The sequence below is a fragment of the Pedobacter albus genome (assembly GCF_036324255.1).
Lineage (GTDB): Bacteria > Bacteroidota > Bacteroidia > Sphingobacteriales > Sphingobacteriaceae > Pedobacter > Pedobacter albus.
The window spans coordinates 314763-329538 of record NZ_JAZDQT010000003.1 but is presented as its reverse complement, the minus strand read 5'-3'; the positions used below and the strand labels follow the sequence as shown (position 1 = coordinate 329538).

General features: G+C 42.7%; 18 protein-coding genes and 1 tRNA gene. 6 read left to right on the top strand and 13 right to left on the bottom strand.

The features are described from left to right. Window positions 1-4: 4 nt before the first annotated feature. The 7 genes from VRU48_RS16620 to VRU48_RS16590 all read right to left on the bottom strand — a co-directional run bounded on the left by VRU48_RS16620 (window position 5) and on the right by VRU48_RS16590 (window position 6276). Entirely contained in the window at window positions 5-826 is an 822-nt protein-coding gene (locus VRU48_RS16620; RefSeq protein WP_330109044.1) for an energy transducer TonB, read from the bottom strand. 33 nt (window positions 827-859) lie between these two features. After that, on the bottom strand, window positions 860-1405 hold the full coding sequence (locus VRU48_RS16615) for an ExbD/TolR family protein (RefSeq protein ID WP_330109043.1): 546 nt from the start codon (window positions 1403-1405) through the stop codon (window positions 860-862). A gap of 9 nt (window positions 1406-1414) precedes the next feature. Continuing rightward, on the bottom strand, window positions 1415-2035 hold the full coding sequence (locus VRU48_RS16610) for an ExbD/TolR family protein (RefSeq protein ID WP_330109042.1): 621 nt from the start codon (window positions 2033-2035) through the stop codon (window positions 1415-1417). Window positions 2036-2118: 83 nt separating this feature from the next. Next, the gene (locus VRU48_RS16605) at window positions 2119-3000 is read right to left on the bottom strand and encodes a MotA/TolQ/ExbB proton channel family protein (RefSeq protein ID WP_330109041.1); all 882 of its coding nucleotides are present in this window, start codon (window positions 2998-3000) and stop codon (window positions 2119-2121) included. Window positions 3001-3292: 292 nt separating this feature from the next. Next, a complete protein-coding gene (pckA, locus tag VRU48_RS16600) occupies window positions 3293-4897 on the bottom strand; it encodes a phosphoenolpyruvate carboxykinase (ATP) (RefSeq protein WP_330109040.1) in 1605 nt (534 codons plus the stop codon). Window positions 4898-5029: 132 nt separating this feature from the next. Further along, window positions 5030-5383 (bottom strand): translation initiation factor, encoded by a 354-nt coding sequence (locus VRU48_RS16595; RefSeq protein WP_330109039.1) that lies wholly within the window; start codon window positions 5381-5383, stop codon window positions 5030-5032. Window positions 5384-5397: 14 nt separating this feature from the next. Then, the gene (locus tag VRU48_RS16590) at window positions 5398-6276 is read right to left on the bottom strand and encodes a diacylglycerol/lipid kinase family protein (RefSeq protein WP_330109038.1); all 879 of its coding nucleotides are present in this window, start codon (window positions 6274-6276) and stop codon (window positions 5398-5400) included. Between the two features lie 232 nt (window positions 6277-6508). On the opposite strand from VRU48_RS16590, the gene metK reads away from it, so the two are divergent. Further along, window positions 6509-7759: a methionine adenosyltransferase gene (metK, locus tag VRU48_RS16585; RefSeq protein WP_330109037.1), complete on the top strand. Its 1251-nt coding sequence runs from the start codon at window positions 6509-6511 to the stop codon at window positions 7757-7759. 170 nt (window positions 7760-7929) lie between these two features. After that, window positions 7930-8121: a hypothetical protein gene (locus tag VRU48_RS16580; RefSeq protein ID WP_330109036.1), complete on the top strand. Its 192-nt coding sequence runs from the start codon at window positions 7930-7932 to the stop codon at window positions 8119-8121. 62 nt (window positions 8122-8183) lie between these two features. On the opposite strand, the gene VRU48_RS16575 is transcribed toward VRU48_RS16580, so the two are convergent. Continuing rightward, on the bottom strand, window positions 8184-8711 hold the full coding sequence (locus tag VRU48_RS16575; protein ID WP_330109035.1) for an ExbD/TolR family protein: 528 nt from the start codon (window positions 8709-8711) through the stop codon (window positions 8184-8186). Window positions 8712-8805: 94 nt separating this feature from the next. Next, window positions 8806-9333, bottom strand: a complete 528-nt coding sequence (locus tag VRU48_RS16570; protein ID WP_330109034.1) for a superoxide dismutase family protein — start codon at window positions 9331-9333, stop codon at window positions 8806-8808. 133 nt (window positions 9334-9466) lie between these two features. Between VRU48_RS16570 and VRU48_RS16565 the strand changes: the two genes are divergently transcribed. From VRU48_RS16565 to VRU48_RS16555, 3 genes are all read left to right on the top strand, one after another. Continuing rightward, window positions 9467-9814, top strand: coding sequence for a hypothetical protein (locus tag VRU48_RS16565; protein ID WP_330109033.1), 348 nt, complete (start codon window positions 9467-9469; stop codon window positions 9812-9814). Window positions 9815-9904: 90 nt separating this feature from the next. Then, complete coding sequence (locus VRU48_RS16560; RefSeq protein ID WP_330109032.1) at window positions 9905-10324, top strand: DUF5655 domain-containing protein; 420 nt, start codon at window positions 9905-9907, stop codon at window positions 10322-10324. Next, on the top strand, window positions 10302-10733 hold the full coding sequence (locus tag VRU48_RS16555; protein WP_330109031.1) for a hypothetical protein: 432 nt from the start codon (window positions 10302-10304) through the stop codon (window positions 10731-10733). The genes VRU48_RS16560 and VRU48_RS16555 overlap by 23 nt, the downstream gene beginning before the upstream one ends. A gap of 39 nt (window positions 10734-10772) precedes the next feature. Here VRU48_RS16555 and VRU48_RS16550 read toward each other — a convergent pair whose 3' ends face one another. From VRU48_RS16550 to VRU48_RS16535, 4 genes are all read right to left on the bottom strand, one after another. Then, a complete protein-coding gene (locus VRU48_RS16550; RefSeq protein ID WP_330109030.1) occupies window positions 10773-11267 on the bottom strand; it encodes a RidA family protein in 495 nt (164 codons plus the stop codon). 144 nt (window positions 11268-11411) lie between these two features. After that, a tRNA-Asp gene (locus tag VRU48_RS16545) sits at window positions 11412-11485 on the bottom strand. Window positions 11486-11574: 89 nt separating this feature from the next. Continuing rightward, on the bottom strand, window positions 11575-12648 hold the full coding sequence (gene prfA / locus VRU48_RS16540) for a peptide chain release factor 1 (protein WP_330109029.1): 1074 nt from the start codon (window positions 12646-12648) through the stop codon (window positions 11575-11577). A 199-nt stretch (window positions 12649-12847) separates the two neighbouring features. Next, window positions 12848-13594 carry a UDP-2,3-diacylglucosamine diphosphatase gene (locus VRU48_RS16535; RefSeq protein WP_330109028.1) on the bottom strand — a complete coding sequence of 249 codons (747 nt, stop codon included), beginning with the start codon at window positions 13592-13594 and terminating at the stop codon, window positions 12848-12850. 169 nt (window positions 13595-13763) lie between these two features. On the opposite strand from VRU48_RS16535, the gene VRU48_RS16530 reads away from it, so the two are divergent. Then, the gene (locus VRU48_RS16530) at window positions 13764-14774 is read left to right on the top strand and encodes an NAD(P)/FAD-dependent oxidoreductase (protein WP_330109027.1); all 1011 of its coding nucleotides are present in this window, start codon (window positions 13764-13766) and stop codon (window positions 14772-14774) included. Window positions 14775-14776 lie beyond the last annotated feature (2 nt).

Here is a 14776-nt window from a genome sequence, read left to right as displayed (position 1 = left end):
GTGCTTATTGTTGTAAGCTAAATTTAATAGGAATATTGTATTTTACACGCACTGGTTTACCATTTTGCATACCAGGGTTCCAGCGTCTAGCCAGTTTCAAAACCCTCAATGCTTCTTCGTCGGTTCCGTAGCCTAGTTTACGGTCGATTTTAAGATCGGTTAATGAGCCGTCTTTTTCTACTGTAAACGAAACGAATACGTTACCTTGAATATTATTCTCTGCTGCCATTGGCGGATATTTGATATTCGCGCTCAAGAAAGCATAGAACTTTTCGATACCGCCTGGATAGGTTGGCGGGTTCTCCATACTCACGAAGTTATAAACCGTGTTATCCTCTACCACAACCGCTTGTTTCGGACCTTCGCCTGCTGGTGCAATCTGAACGATCTCTGCAGTAGGGTCGCCTTCGATTGTTTTTTGTCCAGGGTCGGCTTTTTTCAAGTCTTCCAATTTTGGTGGTTCCTCGTCTTTTACCTCGTTATCAGGTTTTACGATTGGAGGAGGGAATTTCACCTGATCTTGTTTCGGTGGAGGTGGCTCTACCGGTGGAGGTGTTTTCACTTCCGGATCGATTGGCGGCGGTGGCTGCACAATTACCTCAACTGCCTTTTCGGGAGGAGGTTCTGGCCCAAGGCCTTTGATTAAAGCGTAAATTCTTGGCCCCAAGAACAGCAATATGAATACTGTTGAGGCAATCAGTAATGATTTGGTTGTATTCCAAGAATTAGTTTGGCGAAGCTCGTAAGCTCCGTAAGCTTTATTCTTTTTGGCAAATACAATCTCAAGCCATTCTTTGTCAAATAAATCTATTTTTTTTCCAAACATTGTTCAAGTATTTTTATTATTCGCTAATTCTCGTTAAAGGATGCCCTTTGCTTTCATGAAAGCTACTTCAGCTTCAAGCAAGTGCTTAGGGTCGTCATCAATTGCCGGAGCACTGATGTTGGTTTTGGTTACATTGATCTCATCCATAATGTCTACAAAGTTTTTGTAGTTGGCGCCCGAAGTCGGTTTTACCAAAATGATGATATCTCTGCCTGTTTTATCCTTTACTTCTTTTTTGTTTTTTAATAAAGATGCCCTGATGTCTGAAAATCCTTCGATAGTTGGCGCCGTGCTACCGGCCTTTCCCATATACCAGGCAATTCTATCGTTCTTTCCAAGAAGAATTGTCATGGTTTGTGATTCTCTCACTTCTAATCTATTCACGTCTTTATCATCCTTATCAGGTTTTGCAATATCCATTGCAAGCGGCTTTGATAGCGAAGTGGTCAACATAAAGAAGGTAATCAATAAGAAAGCCAAATCCACCATTGCGGTCAAGTCAACCTTGGTCGATTGTTTTTTGCTTCTTACTTTGCCACCTTTTTTGCCACCCCCGCCGGAGGTATCTAATTCTGCCATAGCTCTTTTCTATTGTGCACCGGCTTCAGCCGATGTAATTAAACTAAATTTGTTGACTTTTTGCTCCTGAAGTACGTCTACGATCTTTTTGATAACCGGATATTCTTCTTTCGCGTCGCCCTTGATACTTACGCGCATCTCGGTTTGGTGCAATTCGGCAGTAGCTCTACGTGCTTGTTCAATCCATCTGAACAAATCGTTGTTTCTGGTACTGTCAACCGGAACACCTTTAAACTGCGCCTCGAACTTGGTACGCTCATCGCCGTTCATTTTAATGAACTGCTTCAAGTTACCGAAAGGTACGCCGAACGATGAAATTACACCAAAACGGTTGATTTCTTCTGGGGTGAACTTCACGCTGTACAATTCAGCCATTTTTTGCAAAGTCAGCATTTTCACGTCTTTACCGATGATCTCGACAAAAACCTTTCCTTTACCGATGCTCAAGATCGTCAAATCCTTATCTGGCACTTTAAACTGTACCGAAGAAGAAGGCGTCTTGATTTCCAGTGGGTCTGGCTGACGTGAAGTTGCCGTTAAAATAAAGAAAGTTAACAACAGGAAGGCTACGTCGCACATGGCGGTCATATCTACTGCGGTACTCTTTCTTGGAACTTTTACTCTAGGCATAATATAAAAATTATAATATTTTAATTAATGATGTTAATTCTTCCGGTTTTCCATAAAGCCGGTAAAAAAAATTAAAATAATTCTTATTTATGGGTACTAGCGTAAGTTTGGATGATGCTGAAACCAGCTTCATCGATAGCATAAGTCAATTTATCGATTTTAGAAGTCAAGATGTTGTACATGATGATCGCAAGCGTAGAAGTACTGATACCAGTTGCTGTATTGATCAAGGCCTCAGAGATACCAGTTGCCAAAGCCGCTTGATCTGGAGCACCTGAGTTAGCCAAACCACCGAAAGCTTTGATCATACCTGTTACCGTACCCAATAGACCCATTAACGTACCTACTGATACCAAAGTAGCAATGATCGTTAAGTTTTGCTCCAACATTGGCATTTCCAATGAAGTTGCTTCTTCGATGTCTTTTTGGATAGCCAAGCATTTTTGATCTGTGTCCATGTTGGCTTCTGTTTCCATCTCGCCATATTTTTTAAGACCAGACTTGATTACGTTAGCTACTGAACCTTCTTGTTTATCGCACTCTGCAGCTGCAGCTTGGATATTGCCAGCACTTAAAAGCGATTGGATTTTTTTAACGAAAGAATCCAAGCTTCCTTTACCTGTAGCTTTGCCAATAACAATTAAACGCTCAATTGAGAATACAAACACCATTAAAAGCATACCGATTAGGATAGGTACGATGAAACCGCCTTTGTAAGCCATACCGCCATAGTTTCCTGGGTGTGGTAAAAAGCTGTGGGTATCATCATTGTAGAAAGCCAATGATACAGCACTGTTGTTTTTGGCAACATCAGGTGGAACATTGAAGTTTGAAGGCTTTCCTAATACAAAGATGAAAAGTGAAATACCGATAATAAGACAGATAGGGATTACCAGCGTTGCAAATAGATTAGATGCAGTTGAGCTCTCTTTTTTAACTGTTGTTGGTTTTGGTGCGTTTGCCATTTTTTTAGTTTTTTAGTTTTAGTACTTGTTTTTTAAACTTTAGATAAATTATTAAATCTTTTAGTAATACACACAACGCGTATTGACACTAATTGTTGCGTTAACAAATTTATAACTTTGATTTAAATTACAAATTAAATAATCGTTACACAATTAATTCGTTACGTTTTGCTATCCATCTTCACAAAGCGAACAGGGCATATAACTAAAAAAGATTGCCTATGGTTAGACAATCTTCCGCAATTAAAACTAAAAATTTAATTAAAAGCAAATTTTATGTAAAAAAAATACCTTAAACCACAGGCTCAACCACCTTTGGAAGTGCCTTTTTGATGGCCTCGTCGGCAAATTCCTCGAATTGCTTAAAGTTGTTCAAAAATGCGCCTGCCAGTTCGTTGGCCTTTTGGTCATACGCTTGCTTATCGTTCCAGGTATTGCGTGGGTTTAGTATTTCGGCAGGCACCTCCGGACAAGCAGTTGGCATCAGCAGGCCAAAAACGGGATGTTCTACAAACTCGGCATTGGCTAAACTGCCGTTTAATGCCGCGGTAATCATCGCCCTTGTATAGCCTAGCTTCATCCTTTGGCCAATGCCGTAAGGCCCACCGCTCCAGCCCGTATTCACCAGCCATACATTTACCTGATGCTTCTCCATCTTTTGGCCAAGCAGTTTGGCGTACTGAGCCGGGTGCAAAGGCAAAAACGCCTTGCCAAAGCATGCCGAGAAAGTAAGCTGAGGTTCTGTAACCCCGGCCTCCGTACCCGCTACCTTGGCCGTATAGCCAGAAATAAAGTGGAACATGGCCTGGCCCGTAGTTAGCTTTGAAATTGGCGGCAACACACCGAAAGCATCGGCCGTTAAAAAGAATATGTTCTTTGGCCCTTTAGCCACCGATGGCAACTGGGCATTGTCTATATAATGTATTGGATAGGCAACCCGGGTATTTTCCGTTTTCTCGATATTCGAAAAATCTACCTTGCGCGTGCCTGGAAAGTAATTGGTATTTTCGAGCAATGCCCCAAATTTGATGGCGTTGAATATTTGAGGCTCCTTCTCGGCGGTAAGGTCTACGCACTTGGCATAACAACCTCCTTCGAAATTAAATACAGAATCCTCGCTCCAGCCATGCTCATCATCGCCAATGAGTGCTCTTTGCGGATCGGCAGACAGCGTGGTTTTACCAGTTCCCGACAGACCAAAAAAGATGGCGGTATCTCCATCGGCACCTACATTGGCCGAGCAATGCATAGATAAAGTTTGCTTTTGTTGTGGCAAAACGTAGTTGAGTACAGAAAAAATGCCCTTTTTGATTTCGCCGGTATAAGCAGTACCTCCAATAAGGATAATCTTTTTAGCAAAGTTCAGGATCGAGAAATTGGCCTGCCTGGTTCCATCTGTAGCTGGATTGGCTTCGAAAGAAGGCGCAGCAATAATAGTCCATTCGGGTTGCGCAGGAGGTTCTTCCTGATCGTACCTTAAAAACAGGTTATTGGCAAACAAATTCTGGAAGGCATGTTCGGTTACCACCCTGATGCTGGTGCGATAAGGCTCGCTGGCGCAGGCATAGGCATCGCGAACGTAGATCTGCTTGGCGCTAAGGTGCGCTGTTAGGCGATTGAACAAAGAATCGAAATGCGCAGGACTGATTTTGATGTTGATATCTCCCCACCAAACCGTGTCTTCGGTTACTTCATCGCAAACGACAAAACGATCTTTTGGCGAACGGCCAGTAAATTTTCCGGTATCCACTGCCAAAGCGCCGCTATCGGCCAGCGTACCTTCTCCGTTCTTTAAAGCTTCCTGAACCAACTCTGCTACACTAAGCTGGTATTTAACTGTTTTAGCGTCTAATTTAAGATAGCTTAAATCAGGCGGGTGTACACTATTGTTGCTCATACATTTGGTTAATATGCTGCAAATCTAAACAGTTATTAACGCAAAAAACAACGCAATTTGGATAAAAATTTTACTTATTGTGGCAAATACACTAACAAACAAAACACTAATTATCAATTAGTTAAATCCGAATTAACCACCAGATTTTTTTACTTTATAGCCTTCTTTTTGAAGCAACGAAACGATCTTGTCGCGGAAGTCGCCCTGAATCAGTACTTCTCCGTCTTTGGCACCTCCGCCAACACCACACTTGGTCTTCAACATTTTGGCCAATATTTCCAGTTTTTCGTCGCTGCCTCTAAAACCGGTAACCAAGGTAACGGCTTTGCCTCCCCTGTTCTTACGGTCGAGCATCACCCTTAAATCCTGCTGGGCGTTGGTTAATTCGTCGTTTTCCTCTGGCTCGTTGCTTTCAAAAACAAAAGACGGATCGGTAGAGTACATAATGCCTCCCAAATCGCTTAGTGTATTCTTCTTCGGCTTCATTTTTTGTTGATTCGCTACTTGGTAATAATATTCAAAGATAAAGGCAATATTTCAATATCGATGTCTTTGCCCATAAATGAAGGTTCGCCATCCAAATGGATCGCATCTTCTTTGGTTCTCCTGATTTTGATATGTTGCCCCCTGATAATCTCAACCATGTCTGAGCGGTGGGTCTTCGCCCGCAACATGTGGTAGGCCAACCTCGGAAGCATATATAATGGAAACGGCTTGACGATACAAACATCCAAAAGGCCATCGGTTATTGACGATTTGGGCGAAATGTAAACGTTATTGCCATATTGCGAAGAATTGGCAATGCTGATTACAAAGGCCTTGCGCGCGTAGGTTTGGCCATCTATTTCTATTTCGTAGGGTTGCGCCTTGTAAGACGTCATTTCTTTCAGCCCCATTTCGATGTAGCCTTTTAGTCCCCGGCTTTTATTGCCGGCAAAAACGGCGCTTAGCTGAGCATCAAAGCCCATCCCGGCCATGTTAAAGAAAGGTTTTCCGTTGAGCCTGGCTGTATCTATCTGTTTTACGTTAAGCGTATTGAGCAATTGGATGGCTTTTTTGGTCTGCAAAGGCATCTTCAAGAAACGCGCCAAACCATTTCCAGAGCCCAAGGGAATGATACCAAGCGTCTTGTCTGACTGGACAACTTTTGCGGCCACTTCGTTAATGGTGCCATCGCCACCCACGGCCACGATAACATCGAAATTCTTATTCGCTGCTTCTTCGGCCAATTCTGAGGCATGACCTACATACTCGGTAAAACTGTAATTGGCATTGAACTTTGTCTTGTCCAAGCAACTATCTACCAAAGCAGGTATTTTAAGTTTCTTTTTACCTCCCGAAATGGGATTAATGATGAATAAGATATTCGTTTTTAACAAATTGCTTGAATTAGATTGGCACAAAATAATTGATATTTTTTGACTATTAATAATATATATAGTAATTTTGCAGCTGTTAAAAGTGGACTGATTTGCGATGCTATGCAAGTAGCGGGATTGCAACCACGTAAAAAAAAGTGCTAAAACCTTATTTCAATCGTTTTACCACCTGTTTACAGGACCATCAATCCATTTTACATAATAAGTTTATTTAAAAATTTAATTATTTAAAATGTCGTATTTATTTACATCAGAATCTGTATCTGAAGGCCACCCAGATAAAATTGCAGATCAAATCTCGGATGCGTTAATTGACAATTTCTTGGCGTTCGACACAGAATCAAAGGTAGCTTGTGAAACATTGGTTACCACTGGACAGGTAATTTTGGCCGGTGAAGTAAAATCTCAGACCTATTTGGACGTACAACAAATTGCAAGAGAAGTTATCAAGAAAATTGGCTATACCAAAAGCGAATATATGTTCGAAGCTAATTCTTGCGGTATCTTATCGGCGATACACGAACAGTCTCAAGACATTAACCAAGGCGTAGACCGAAGCAACAAAGAAGAGCAAGGTGCTGGCGACCAAGGTATGATGTTTGGCTATGCCACCAACGAAACCGACGACTACATGCCGTTGGCTTTGGATCTTTCTCACAAATTGTTGCAAGAGCTTGCCGCTTTGAGACGCGAAAACCAAGAAATTACCTACTTACGCCCAGATGCAAAATCGCAGGTTACTTTAGAGTATGATGACAACAATAAACCAGTTCGTATTGATGCCATCGTAATTTCTACCCAACACGACGATTTTGACGAAGAAGGTAAAATGTTGGCCAAAATCAAACAGGACTTGGTAAGCATCCTTATTCCAAGGATTATCAAAAAATATCCGCAATATGCGCACTTGTTCAACGACAGTATCCAGTACCACATTAACCCAACAGGTAAATTTGTAATTGGTGGACCGCACGGCGATACTGGTTTAACCGGAAGAAAAATCATTGTGGATACTTACGGTGGTAAAGGTGCACATGGCGGTGGTGCTTTCTCGGGCAAAGACCCAAGCAAGGTAGACAGAAGCGCGGCTTATGCCACACGCCACATTGCCAAGAACTTGGTAGCAGCAGGCGTAGCTAGCGAAGTTTTGGTTCAGGTATCTTATGCTATTGGTGTAGCTCAACCTATGGGTATCTACATCAATACTTATGGCACCAGCAAAGTGAACAAAACAGACGGTGAGATTGCCAAAATTGTAGAAGGCATTTTTGATATGCGTCCTTACTTTATTGAACAACGCTTAAAACTAAGAAACCCTATTTATAGCGAAACAGCAGCTTACGGACACATGGGCCGCAAGTCTGAAACCGTAACCAAGACCTTCAAATCGCCAAACGGTGAAGAAAAAAAGGTTACCGTTGAATTGTTTACTTGGGAGAAACTTGATTTTGTTGACCAAGTTAAAGCCGCTTTCGGTTTATAGTCCTTAGCCAGTAAATGTATAAAAAGCCCCCGGTGTTAAATCGGGGGCTTTTTGTTTTTGTTCAATATTTTGTCAATCGATCTAAAGCCAAGGCGAATCGCTTATCTTTAAAATAGCCTCTTAACCAAAGGCTATAATCGTCCTTATTTTTTAACCAAAAAAATTAAATCATGAAAAAGACCCTAAACTTGGGCAAAGCCCTAAGCAAAGCAGAACAAAAATCTATTCTTGGTGGCGGAAGCGAGTTTGTTGTGATCCAATGTAGCAATGGAGCCGTAGTTTGCATTTCTTGCGATGAAGGCGATGACTGTGGCGCCATAGCCGATGCGGCTTGTGCTGCAGCCGGCAATAGCGAAAGCTAGGCCCGATTTGACCATTAAACCAGAGCCGGCACTTGGAAACAGCGCCGGCTCTGACATTTTAGCTACATCCCCCTTGCTTGCATAAAAGCACGTTCCTGCGCCAAAACATTCCTGTCGTCTATAAAATACGACTTTACATCGGCGATGTGCATCTCATCAATCACATCCACAAAATTTTTATAGTTGGCCGTAGCGGTTGGCTTAATGACCACCACCATAAACTTCGATGGATCATGCTGATGTTGCTGGGCCACCTGTTGCTTGCCTTGCAAAATATATTTTTGAATAGTAGCCAAGCTTGTGGTCTGCATAATCGCTTTCGTGGCTTCACCCATGTAATAAACCGCCTGGTTATTTTTGCCCAAAAGAATGGTCATGGTTCGTGATTGCGCCAAAGTAATCGGCTCCTTGCTATCAACCGGCTTTACAATTTCCATTGCCCTCATTTTAGCCAAGGAAGTAGTCAGCATAAAAAAAGTAATGAGCAGAAATGCCAGATCGACCATAGCGGTCAGGTCTACATTTGGAGCGTGTGTTTGGGTTCTTCCCTTTACGGCCTTGCCGTTTTGTGGAGCAGTAAGTGTTGCCATATCGTGTTTAGTTTTAAACAGGATGACAGCTTGACAAAAATTGCATAAAAAAGCGACTAAAAATTTAGTCGCCTTTCTATTGTATTATTTTGGGTTATTTGATTGCTTCAATCACGCCACACCCTACCCTAGGCCCCGAATTGCCGGTTGGCTGGGTGGTATAATCGTCGGTACCGCCATGTACAATAATGCCACGACCAACGATATTTTTTACGTCGCCTTCTTTTACGCTCCACCTATCAGTACTTACACTGATGCTGCCATGGCCTTTAGCATCGAGCTTGATATTGCCAATATCGCCCGAATGGTAGGCTGCCGAACCCCATTTGCCGTGCATTTCATTGGTTGGATTCCAATGTCCGTGGGTATTCTCTCCCATGTTGCCACAATCGCCATGCTCATGAAAATGTACGGCCACGTTGCTGTCGGCACGGGCTGGATAGTTGATTTCCAAATCCATCTTGATCTTTCCATCGGCCAGACTGTAAAATTTGGCCGTTCCGATAGGTTGATTATCTGCGGTTGTACTTAAGGTTGCTTGGGCAATTTCCTTGTCTGCTTTGTTGCATGCGCTCCATGCCATTACAAAGCAAAGCGCCAGCGGTATAAGGTATTTTTTCATCATTATATATTTTAAGTTTCATCAAGAACAAACGGAGTAACGCTTTGGTTTCGAATACTTAAGAAAGAATATATCGAAATCCAAAACCAATTTGATGTGCCTTTGTTTTTACGGTATACAAACTTCAACCATCATGGAACAGCCAGTAGAAATGAATACCATGAGCCAGATTTTGGAAAAACTGAGGCTCAAAGGAAGAGATAACGAAATCAGGATGTCGGACCATGGAAAAATGCAATCGGCAAGCCTAAACAAAATATATAAACCAGAAGACCTAAGCATTGTAAAGACCTATCGTTTTGAGGGCATGTCTGACCCCGCGGATAATTCTGTGCTTTATCTGGTAGAAGATGCCGACAAGAACATCGGATATATTTTGGATGCCTACGGCATTTATTCTGACAACGAAGGCCCGGCTTTCGACGATTTTTTGAAAAAAATACCCGTGGCCGATCGCGACGAACAGGAGCTTTTCAGTTAAACTCAAAGCTATCAGAAGGGCTTCCATTTAGCGGAAGCCTTTTTTACGTTCGCTTAAATGACTATGTTTGGCCAAATAAATCTCTAAGCGATGTGGACTTGTCCCTTATGTAGCCGGCCATTTAAGCAAACCAATCAGCAACACTATTGCGGTGGCAAAACAGTTGGCGATTTCCTACGAGGGAAAAGCGATGTTTCGTTGGCATTATTTGATCATTTGTTGGCAAAATTAGCCACGTTCGGCCCTATTCAGCTACACGCCACCAAATCAATGATCGTGCTATCGGCTGTTACCCGATTTGCCTTTGTGATTAACCTGGGTAGGAACTTTGTCGATATGGTATTGCCTTTTAACGAACCTTATTACGACAACCTGTGTTTCCGTAAGATTGGACAAGTGCCTGGAAGCAACCAATACAACCATCACCTTAGGCTCATGTTTGCCGAGGACATCAACGAAGAAGTTTTGGGATATCTACAAAAAGCCTATGCCATCGGAAAAAACGTATGAACTTAACGGATTTAGCCTGCCTGTGGTATTTAAGGATGGCGTAATCCAAATTAATGGACCAGAAGACCTGCAACGCTTCCTCTCAGCAGACATTGACAATAGAACTCTAGTTTTGGTGGCGCTCATCAAATCAGACTACTTGTTGCGCACGAATCAGGCTTTAGCAATTGAGGATGATTCGATGATCGTGGAAATCTGGGGACACGTTTATGCAAGCCATTTTGCCGAAGCATTAAAAAATTTGGTACAGATGCACCTTATCGAGCAAATGGCAGATTTTATTATCCACCGTGCCGACACCATCGACTGTGGTGAAAGAGACAAAGACAATAACCGTGTTTTTTGGGACCTGCTTTCAAATTTTAAGGGATTGATTTTGGAGTTTTTGCCGAACGAGTTAAAAGCATAGGTTGATCAAAGCAGATAGCCGGTTAACTTTGAAAGATTTTTACTCATCCCCACCGCTCAGCTGTGCCACTAAATCCACTTCCAACTTGGCATCGGCTTCGTAAAGTCTGCTAATCTGTACCCAGGTAGCTGCTGGAAAGTCGCCTTTGTAAAATTCCTTCCTCGAATCGTTATATTTTTTCATGGCCTCTATATCTGTGGTATAGAGCGTTTCTTTTACCACATCTCTTGAAGTAGCTCCAAAGGCATTTAGGCATTCTTCCAATGTTTTGTAAAGCCTTGTTATGCCTTGCGGGCTTAAATCGCTTGTGGGAACCCCAGAAATATAAATCGTATTGCCCACCTTAACAACTTGGGCATACCCCGCGCTTTCATTTTGCTTTTGGCTGTTGCCAAAATTCCATTTTTCTTTAATGATGGCTGCCTTTTTATGGCTGGATTTTGCGGTATGCTCTTTGGGTTCGCCAGTGTTTTTACAACCTGCATGGGCAAACAACAACGAAAACAAACAAAATATGATGGCTGGTTTAATCATAAAAAGCTTCTCTAGATACCCTAATATAGGGCTTTAAGCCTTCCTATCAAAATTCTGCCGCGTAAACAAGACAGAGGGAACCGACTATGCAAACACAAAAAGCCTAAAACGAAAAAAGCACCACTGTTAAAGTGATGCTTTTTGCGGTCTGGACGGGACTCGAACCCGCGACCTCCGCCGTGACAGGGCGGCATTCTAACCAGCTGAACTACCAGACCTCTCAACCAAAATCTCTTTCGGTTTGGGATTGCAAATATAGCTTCTTTCTATTACTTTGCAATAAAAATTTTAAAATAATTATAACTCATTAATTTACAGCACCTTCTTTCATCTTCTCGGCGTTCTCTGCAAACTGTAAAGCATCGATCAGCTCTTGTACACCGCCATCCATAATGCCGCTCAGGTTGTAAAGGGTTAAACCAATGCGATGATCGGTTACCCTTCCCTGTGGGTAGTTATAGGTACGGATCTTAGCCGAACGGTCGCCGGTTGACACCATTGTTTTACGCTTGGCGGCAATATCTCCGTTCTTCTTCTGTACTTCCAGGTCGTAAAGTTTGCTTCTCAGCATTTCCATCGCCAATTCGCGGTTGGCCAGCTGCGAACGCTCTACCTGGCAAACCACCACAATACCTGACGGGCGGTGGGTTAGCTGCACCTTGGTTTCTACCTTGTTTACGTTCTGTCCACCAGCGCCACCCGACCTCGAAGTCTGCAAATCAATGTCTGCCGGGTTTACGTATAAATCAATTTCTTCGGCTTCTGGCAATACGGCTACCGAAGCTGCCGAAGTATGCACACGACCTTGGGTTTCGGTATCGGGCACGCGTTGTACGCGGTGTACACCCGATTCGTATTTCAACTGACCATACACATCGTCGCCACTCACCTTCAAAATCACCTCTTTGTAGCCACCGGCCGTACCCTCGGTTACGTCCATGGTTTCTACACGCCAGCCTTTGGTTTCGAAGAAACGGGTATACATACGGTATAAATCGCCAGCAAACAAGGCCGCTTCGTCTCCACCAGTACCTCCCCTGATCTCGAAAACCGCATTTTTGGCATCTTCAGGATCTTTCGGAATCAGCATCACACGGATATCTTCCTCCATTTTTTCCTGTTGTACCAAAAGGATGTCCAATTCTTCCTTAGCCATCTCGCGTAGTTCCTGGTCTTTTTCGGTGCTCAAGATTTCCTTATTAGCCTCGATATTGCTCATCACATTCTTGTAGATTTTGTATTCGTCTACAATTTTGCCCAAGTCTTTGTATTCTTTATTCAAAGCCGCAAAACGCTTCATGTCCTGTATCGTATCAGGATTGCTCAGTTGTTCTTCAACATCTTCCCAGCGTAGCTTAATTGCTTCTAATTTCTCTAACATAATTTTGTTTTTTCTGAAAATATGCGCTGTTGCAGGCAACAGAGCCAGTCCCGCTATCCGCTTCAACTTTAAACAAGTTTCCGCTGCTATCGGGTTTATTTAACGGCCACCTGTGCCGTAAAGGATGCAAAAATACGATTTTAAGACCAAAGGTGAAAGACCAAAGGAAACGGACAGGAAAGCTATGTTTAGAAGCCCTTTAATTTGGTTTATAGTATTCGAGCCTCAAATTCTCTCCGTCGAAAACACCATACGAAGAATAATTAATCCATTCGCCAATGTTTACATAACGGCTATTGTTGCCCAAATCTATATCTAGGGGCAAGTGCCTGTGCCCAAAAACAAAGTAATCGAAATGTTCTTCTTTTAGCTTTTCCTTGGCAAAAATGGCCAGCCATTCGTTTTCATTACCTAAAAAAACCTCTTTTTTGTTGCTGGCTACCCTGCTGCTGCTCGACCAGCCATTGGCAATAAACATACCTATGCGTGGCGGCAAAACCGAAAACAGCCATTGGCAAAAAGGATTCCTGAATACCTTGCGCAAAAATTTGTACTTCTTGTCTCCTGGCCCTAAGCCATCGCCATGATGCAAAAAGAATTTCTTGCCGGCACGCTCTATAAGCAGCTCGTCGCTGATGATTTCCAGGCCAATTTCCTTGGTAAAATAATCATCCACCCACATATCATGGTTGCCCTTAAAAAAATAGATCTTAATGCCCCTGTCGGCCATTTCGGCCAGCTTGCCCTGCAAGCGGATAAATCCCTTGGGTATTACCTTGCCGTATTCAAACCAAAAATCAAATACATCGCCCATCAAGAACAATTCGCTGCAAGTTGGTTCGATAAAATTCAGCCAGTCTACAATATGGGTTTCCCTTTTGCGACTCTCGGCGTAGTTGGGCGCCCCCAAATGAAAATCAGAAGCAAAATAGATGTATTTATCCATAGTTATGGCAAAGATAGCAAATTTTCATGGCCCTGTGAGTTAGCCTTTAAACGCTCAAAAACCGCATAGTCTACAAAAATTATAGACTTTTTTTAGTTTTTATGTAGAACGCGTCTAAATAAGGTCTATTTTTAAAGTTTAATTGTTAAATTTGCAAAAATTTAAAAATATGATTTCAACTGACATAGCCATTATTGGCGCCGGACCCGTAGGTTTATTCGCGATTTTTGAAGCAGGATTATTAAAAATGCGTTGTCATTTAATCGATTATTTACCCCAAGTGGGCGGCCAGTTGTCTGAAATCTACCCTAAGAAGCCTATTTACGATATCCCTGGCTATCCAAGTGTATTGGCCCAAGAGCTGATCGATAACTTGGTAGAACAAGCCAAACCCTTCCATCCCGGCTATACTTTAGGCGAGCGCATTGAGGGCCTTGAAAAACGTGGCGAAGCCGATTTCGTGCTCACCACCAATATGGGTACCATCATCGAAGCCAAAGTAGTGGTAATTGCTGGCGGATTGGGCTGTTTCGAGCCACGCAAACCTGCCGTTGCCGGTTTAGAGCAGTTCGAGAACGGAAGAGGCGTAAACTATATGATCCTAGACCCGGAAAAATACCGCGGACAAAAAATGGTGATTGCCGGTGGTGGCGACTCTGCCCTAGACTGGACCATTTTCTTGGCCGATGTGGTATCGGAACTTACTTTGGTACACCGTAGCGAAAGCTTCCGTGGCGCACCAGATTCGGTAAACAAGGTTATGGAATTGGCCGAAAGCGGAAAAATCAACCTCGTACTAAACAGCAATTTAAATGCAGTTAACGGAAACGGCAAGCTTGAAAGCGTAGAAGTGATCCATAACCGTACCATGGAAACTACCACTTACGAAGCCGACCACTTGATTCCCCTATTCGGATTAAGCCCTAAATTAGGCCCTATAGAGCAATGGAACCTGAACATAAGCAAAAGTGCCATTGAGGTAAATACAGACGACTACAGCACAAATATCCCGGGTATTTACGCAATTGGCGATATTAATACGTATACTAACAAATTAAAGTTAATTTTGTGCGGATTCCACGAGGCCGCCTTGATGAGCCACAGCGCTTATCAATACATTAATCCTGGAGTTAAATACACTATGAAATACACCACCGTAAACGGGGTTAGCGAATTTTAACA

What these genes read in the sequence shown, in the direction of transcription:
- VRU48_RS16620 (WP_330109044.1), bottom strand. Translation starts at nt 826, where the DNA reads ATGTTTGGAAAAAAAATAGATTTATTTGACAAAGAATGGCTTGAGATT.
- VRU48_RS16615 (WP_330109043.1), bottom strand. Translation starts at nt 1,405, where the DNA reads ATGGCAGAATTAGATACCTCCGGCGGGGGTGGCAAAAAAGGTGGCAAA.
- VRU48_RS16610 (WP_330109042.1), bottom strand. Translation starts at nt 2,035, where the DNA reads ATGCCTAGAGTAAAAGTTCCAAGAAAGAGTACCGCAGTAGATATGACC.
- VRU48_RS16605 (WP_330109041.1), bottom strand. Translation starts at nt 3,000, where the DNA reads ATGGCAAACGCACCAAAACCAACAACAGTTAAAAAAGAGAGCTCAACT.
- pckA (WP_330109040.1), bottom strand. Translation starts at nt 4,897, where the DNA reads ATGAGCAACAATAGTGTACACCCGCCTGATTTAAGCTATCTTAAATTA.
- VRU48_RS16595 (WP_330109039.1), bottom strand. Translation starts at nt 5,383, where the DNA reads ATGAAGCCGAAGAAGAATACACTAAGCGATTTGGGAGGCATTATGTAC.
- metK (WP_330109037.1), top strand. Translation starts at nt 6,509, where the DNA reads ATGTCGTATTTATTTACATCAGAATCTGTATCTGAAGGCCACCCAGAT.
- VRU48_RS16580 (WP_330109036.1), top strand. Translation starts at nt 7,930, where the DNA reads ATGAAAAAGACCCTAAACTTGGGCAAAGCCCTAAGCAAAGCAGAACAA.
- VRU48_RS16575 (WP_330109035.1), bottom strand. Translation starts at nt 8,711, where the DNA reads ATGGCAACACTTACTGCTCCACAAAACGGCAAGGCCGTAAAGGGAAGA.
- VRU48_RS16570 (WP_330109034.1), bottom strand. Translation starts at nt 9,333, where the DNA reads ATGAAAAAATACCTTATACCGCTGGCGCTTTGCTTTGTAATGGCATGG.
- VRU48_RS16565 (WP_330109033.1), top strand. Translation starts at nt 9,467, where the DNA reads ATGGAACAGCCAGTAGAAATGAATACCATGAGCCAGATTTTGGAAAAA.
- VRU48_RS16560 (WP_330109032.1), top strand. Translation starts at nt 9,905, where the DNA reads ATGTGGACTTGTCCCTTATGTAGCCGGCCATTTAAGCAAACCAATCAG.
- VRU48_RS16555 (WP_330109031.1), top strand. Translation starts at nt 10,302, where the DNA reads ATGCCATCGGAAAAAACGTATGAACTTAACGGATTTAGCCTGCCTGTG.
- VRU48_RS16550 (WP_330109030.1), bottom strand. Translation starts at nt 11,267, where the DNA reads ATGATTAAACCAGCCATCATATTTTGTTTGTTTTCGTTGTTGTTTGCC.
- prfA (WP_330109029.1), bottom strand. Translation starts at nt 12,648, where the DNA reads ATGTTAGAGAAATTAGAAGCAATTAAGCTACGCTGGGAAGATGTTGAA.
- VRU48_RS16535 (WP_330109028.1), bottom strand. Translation starts at nt 13,594, where the DNA reads ATGGATAAATACATCTATTTTGCTTCTGATTTTCATTTGGGGGCGCCC.
- VRU48_RS16530 (WP_330109027.1), top strand. Translation starts at nt 13,764, where the DNA reads ATGATTTCAACTGACATAGCCATTATTGGCGCCGGACCCGTAGGTTTA.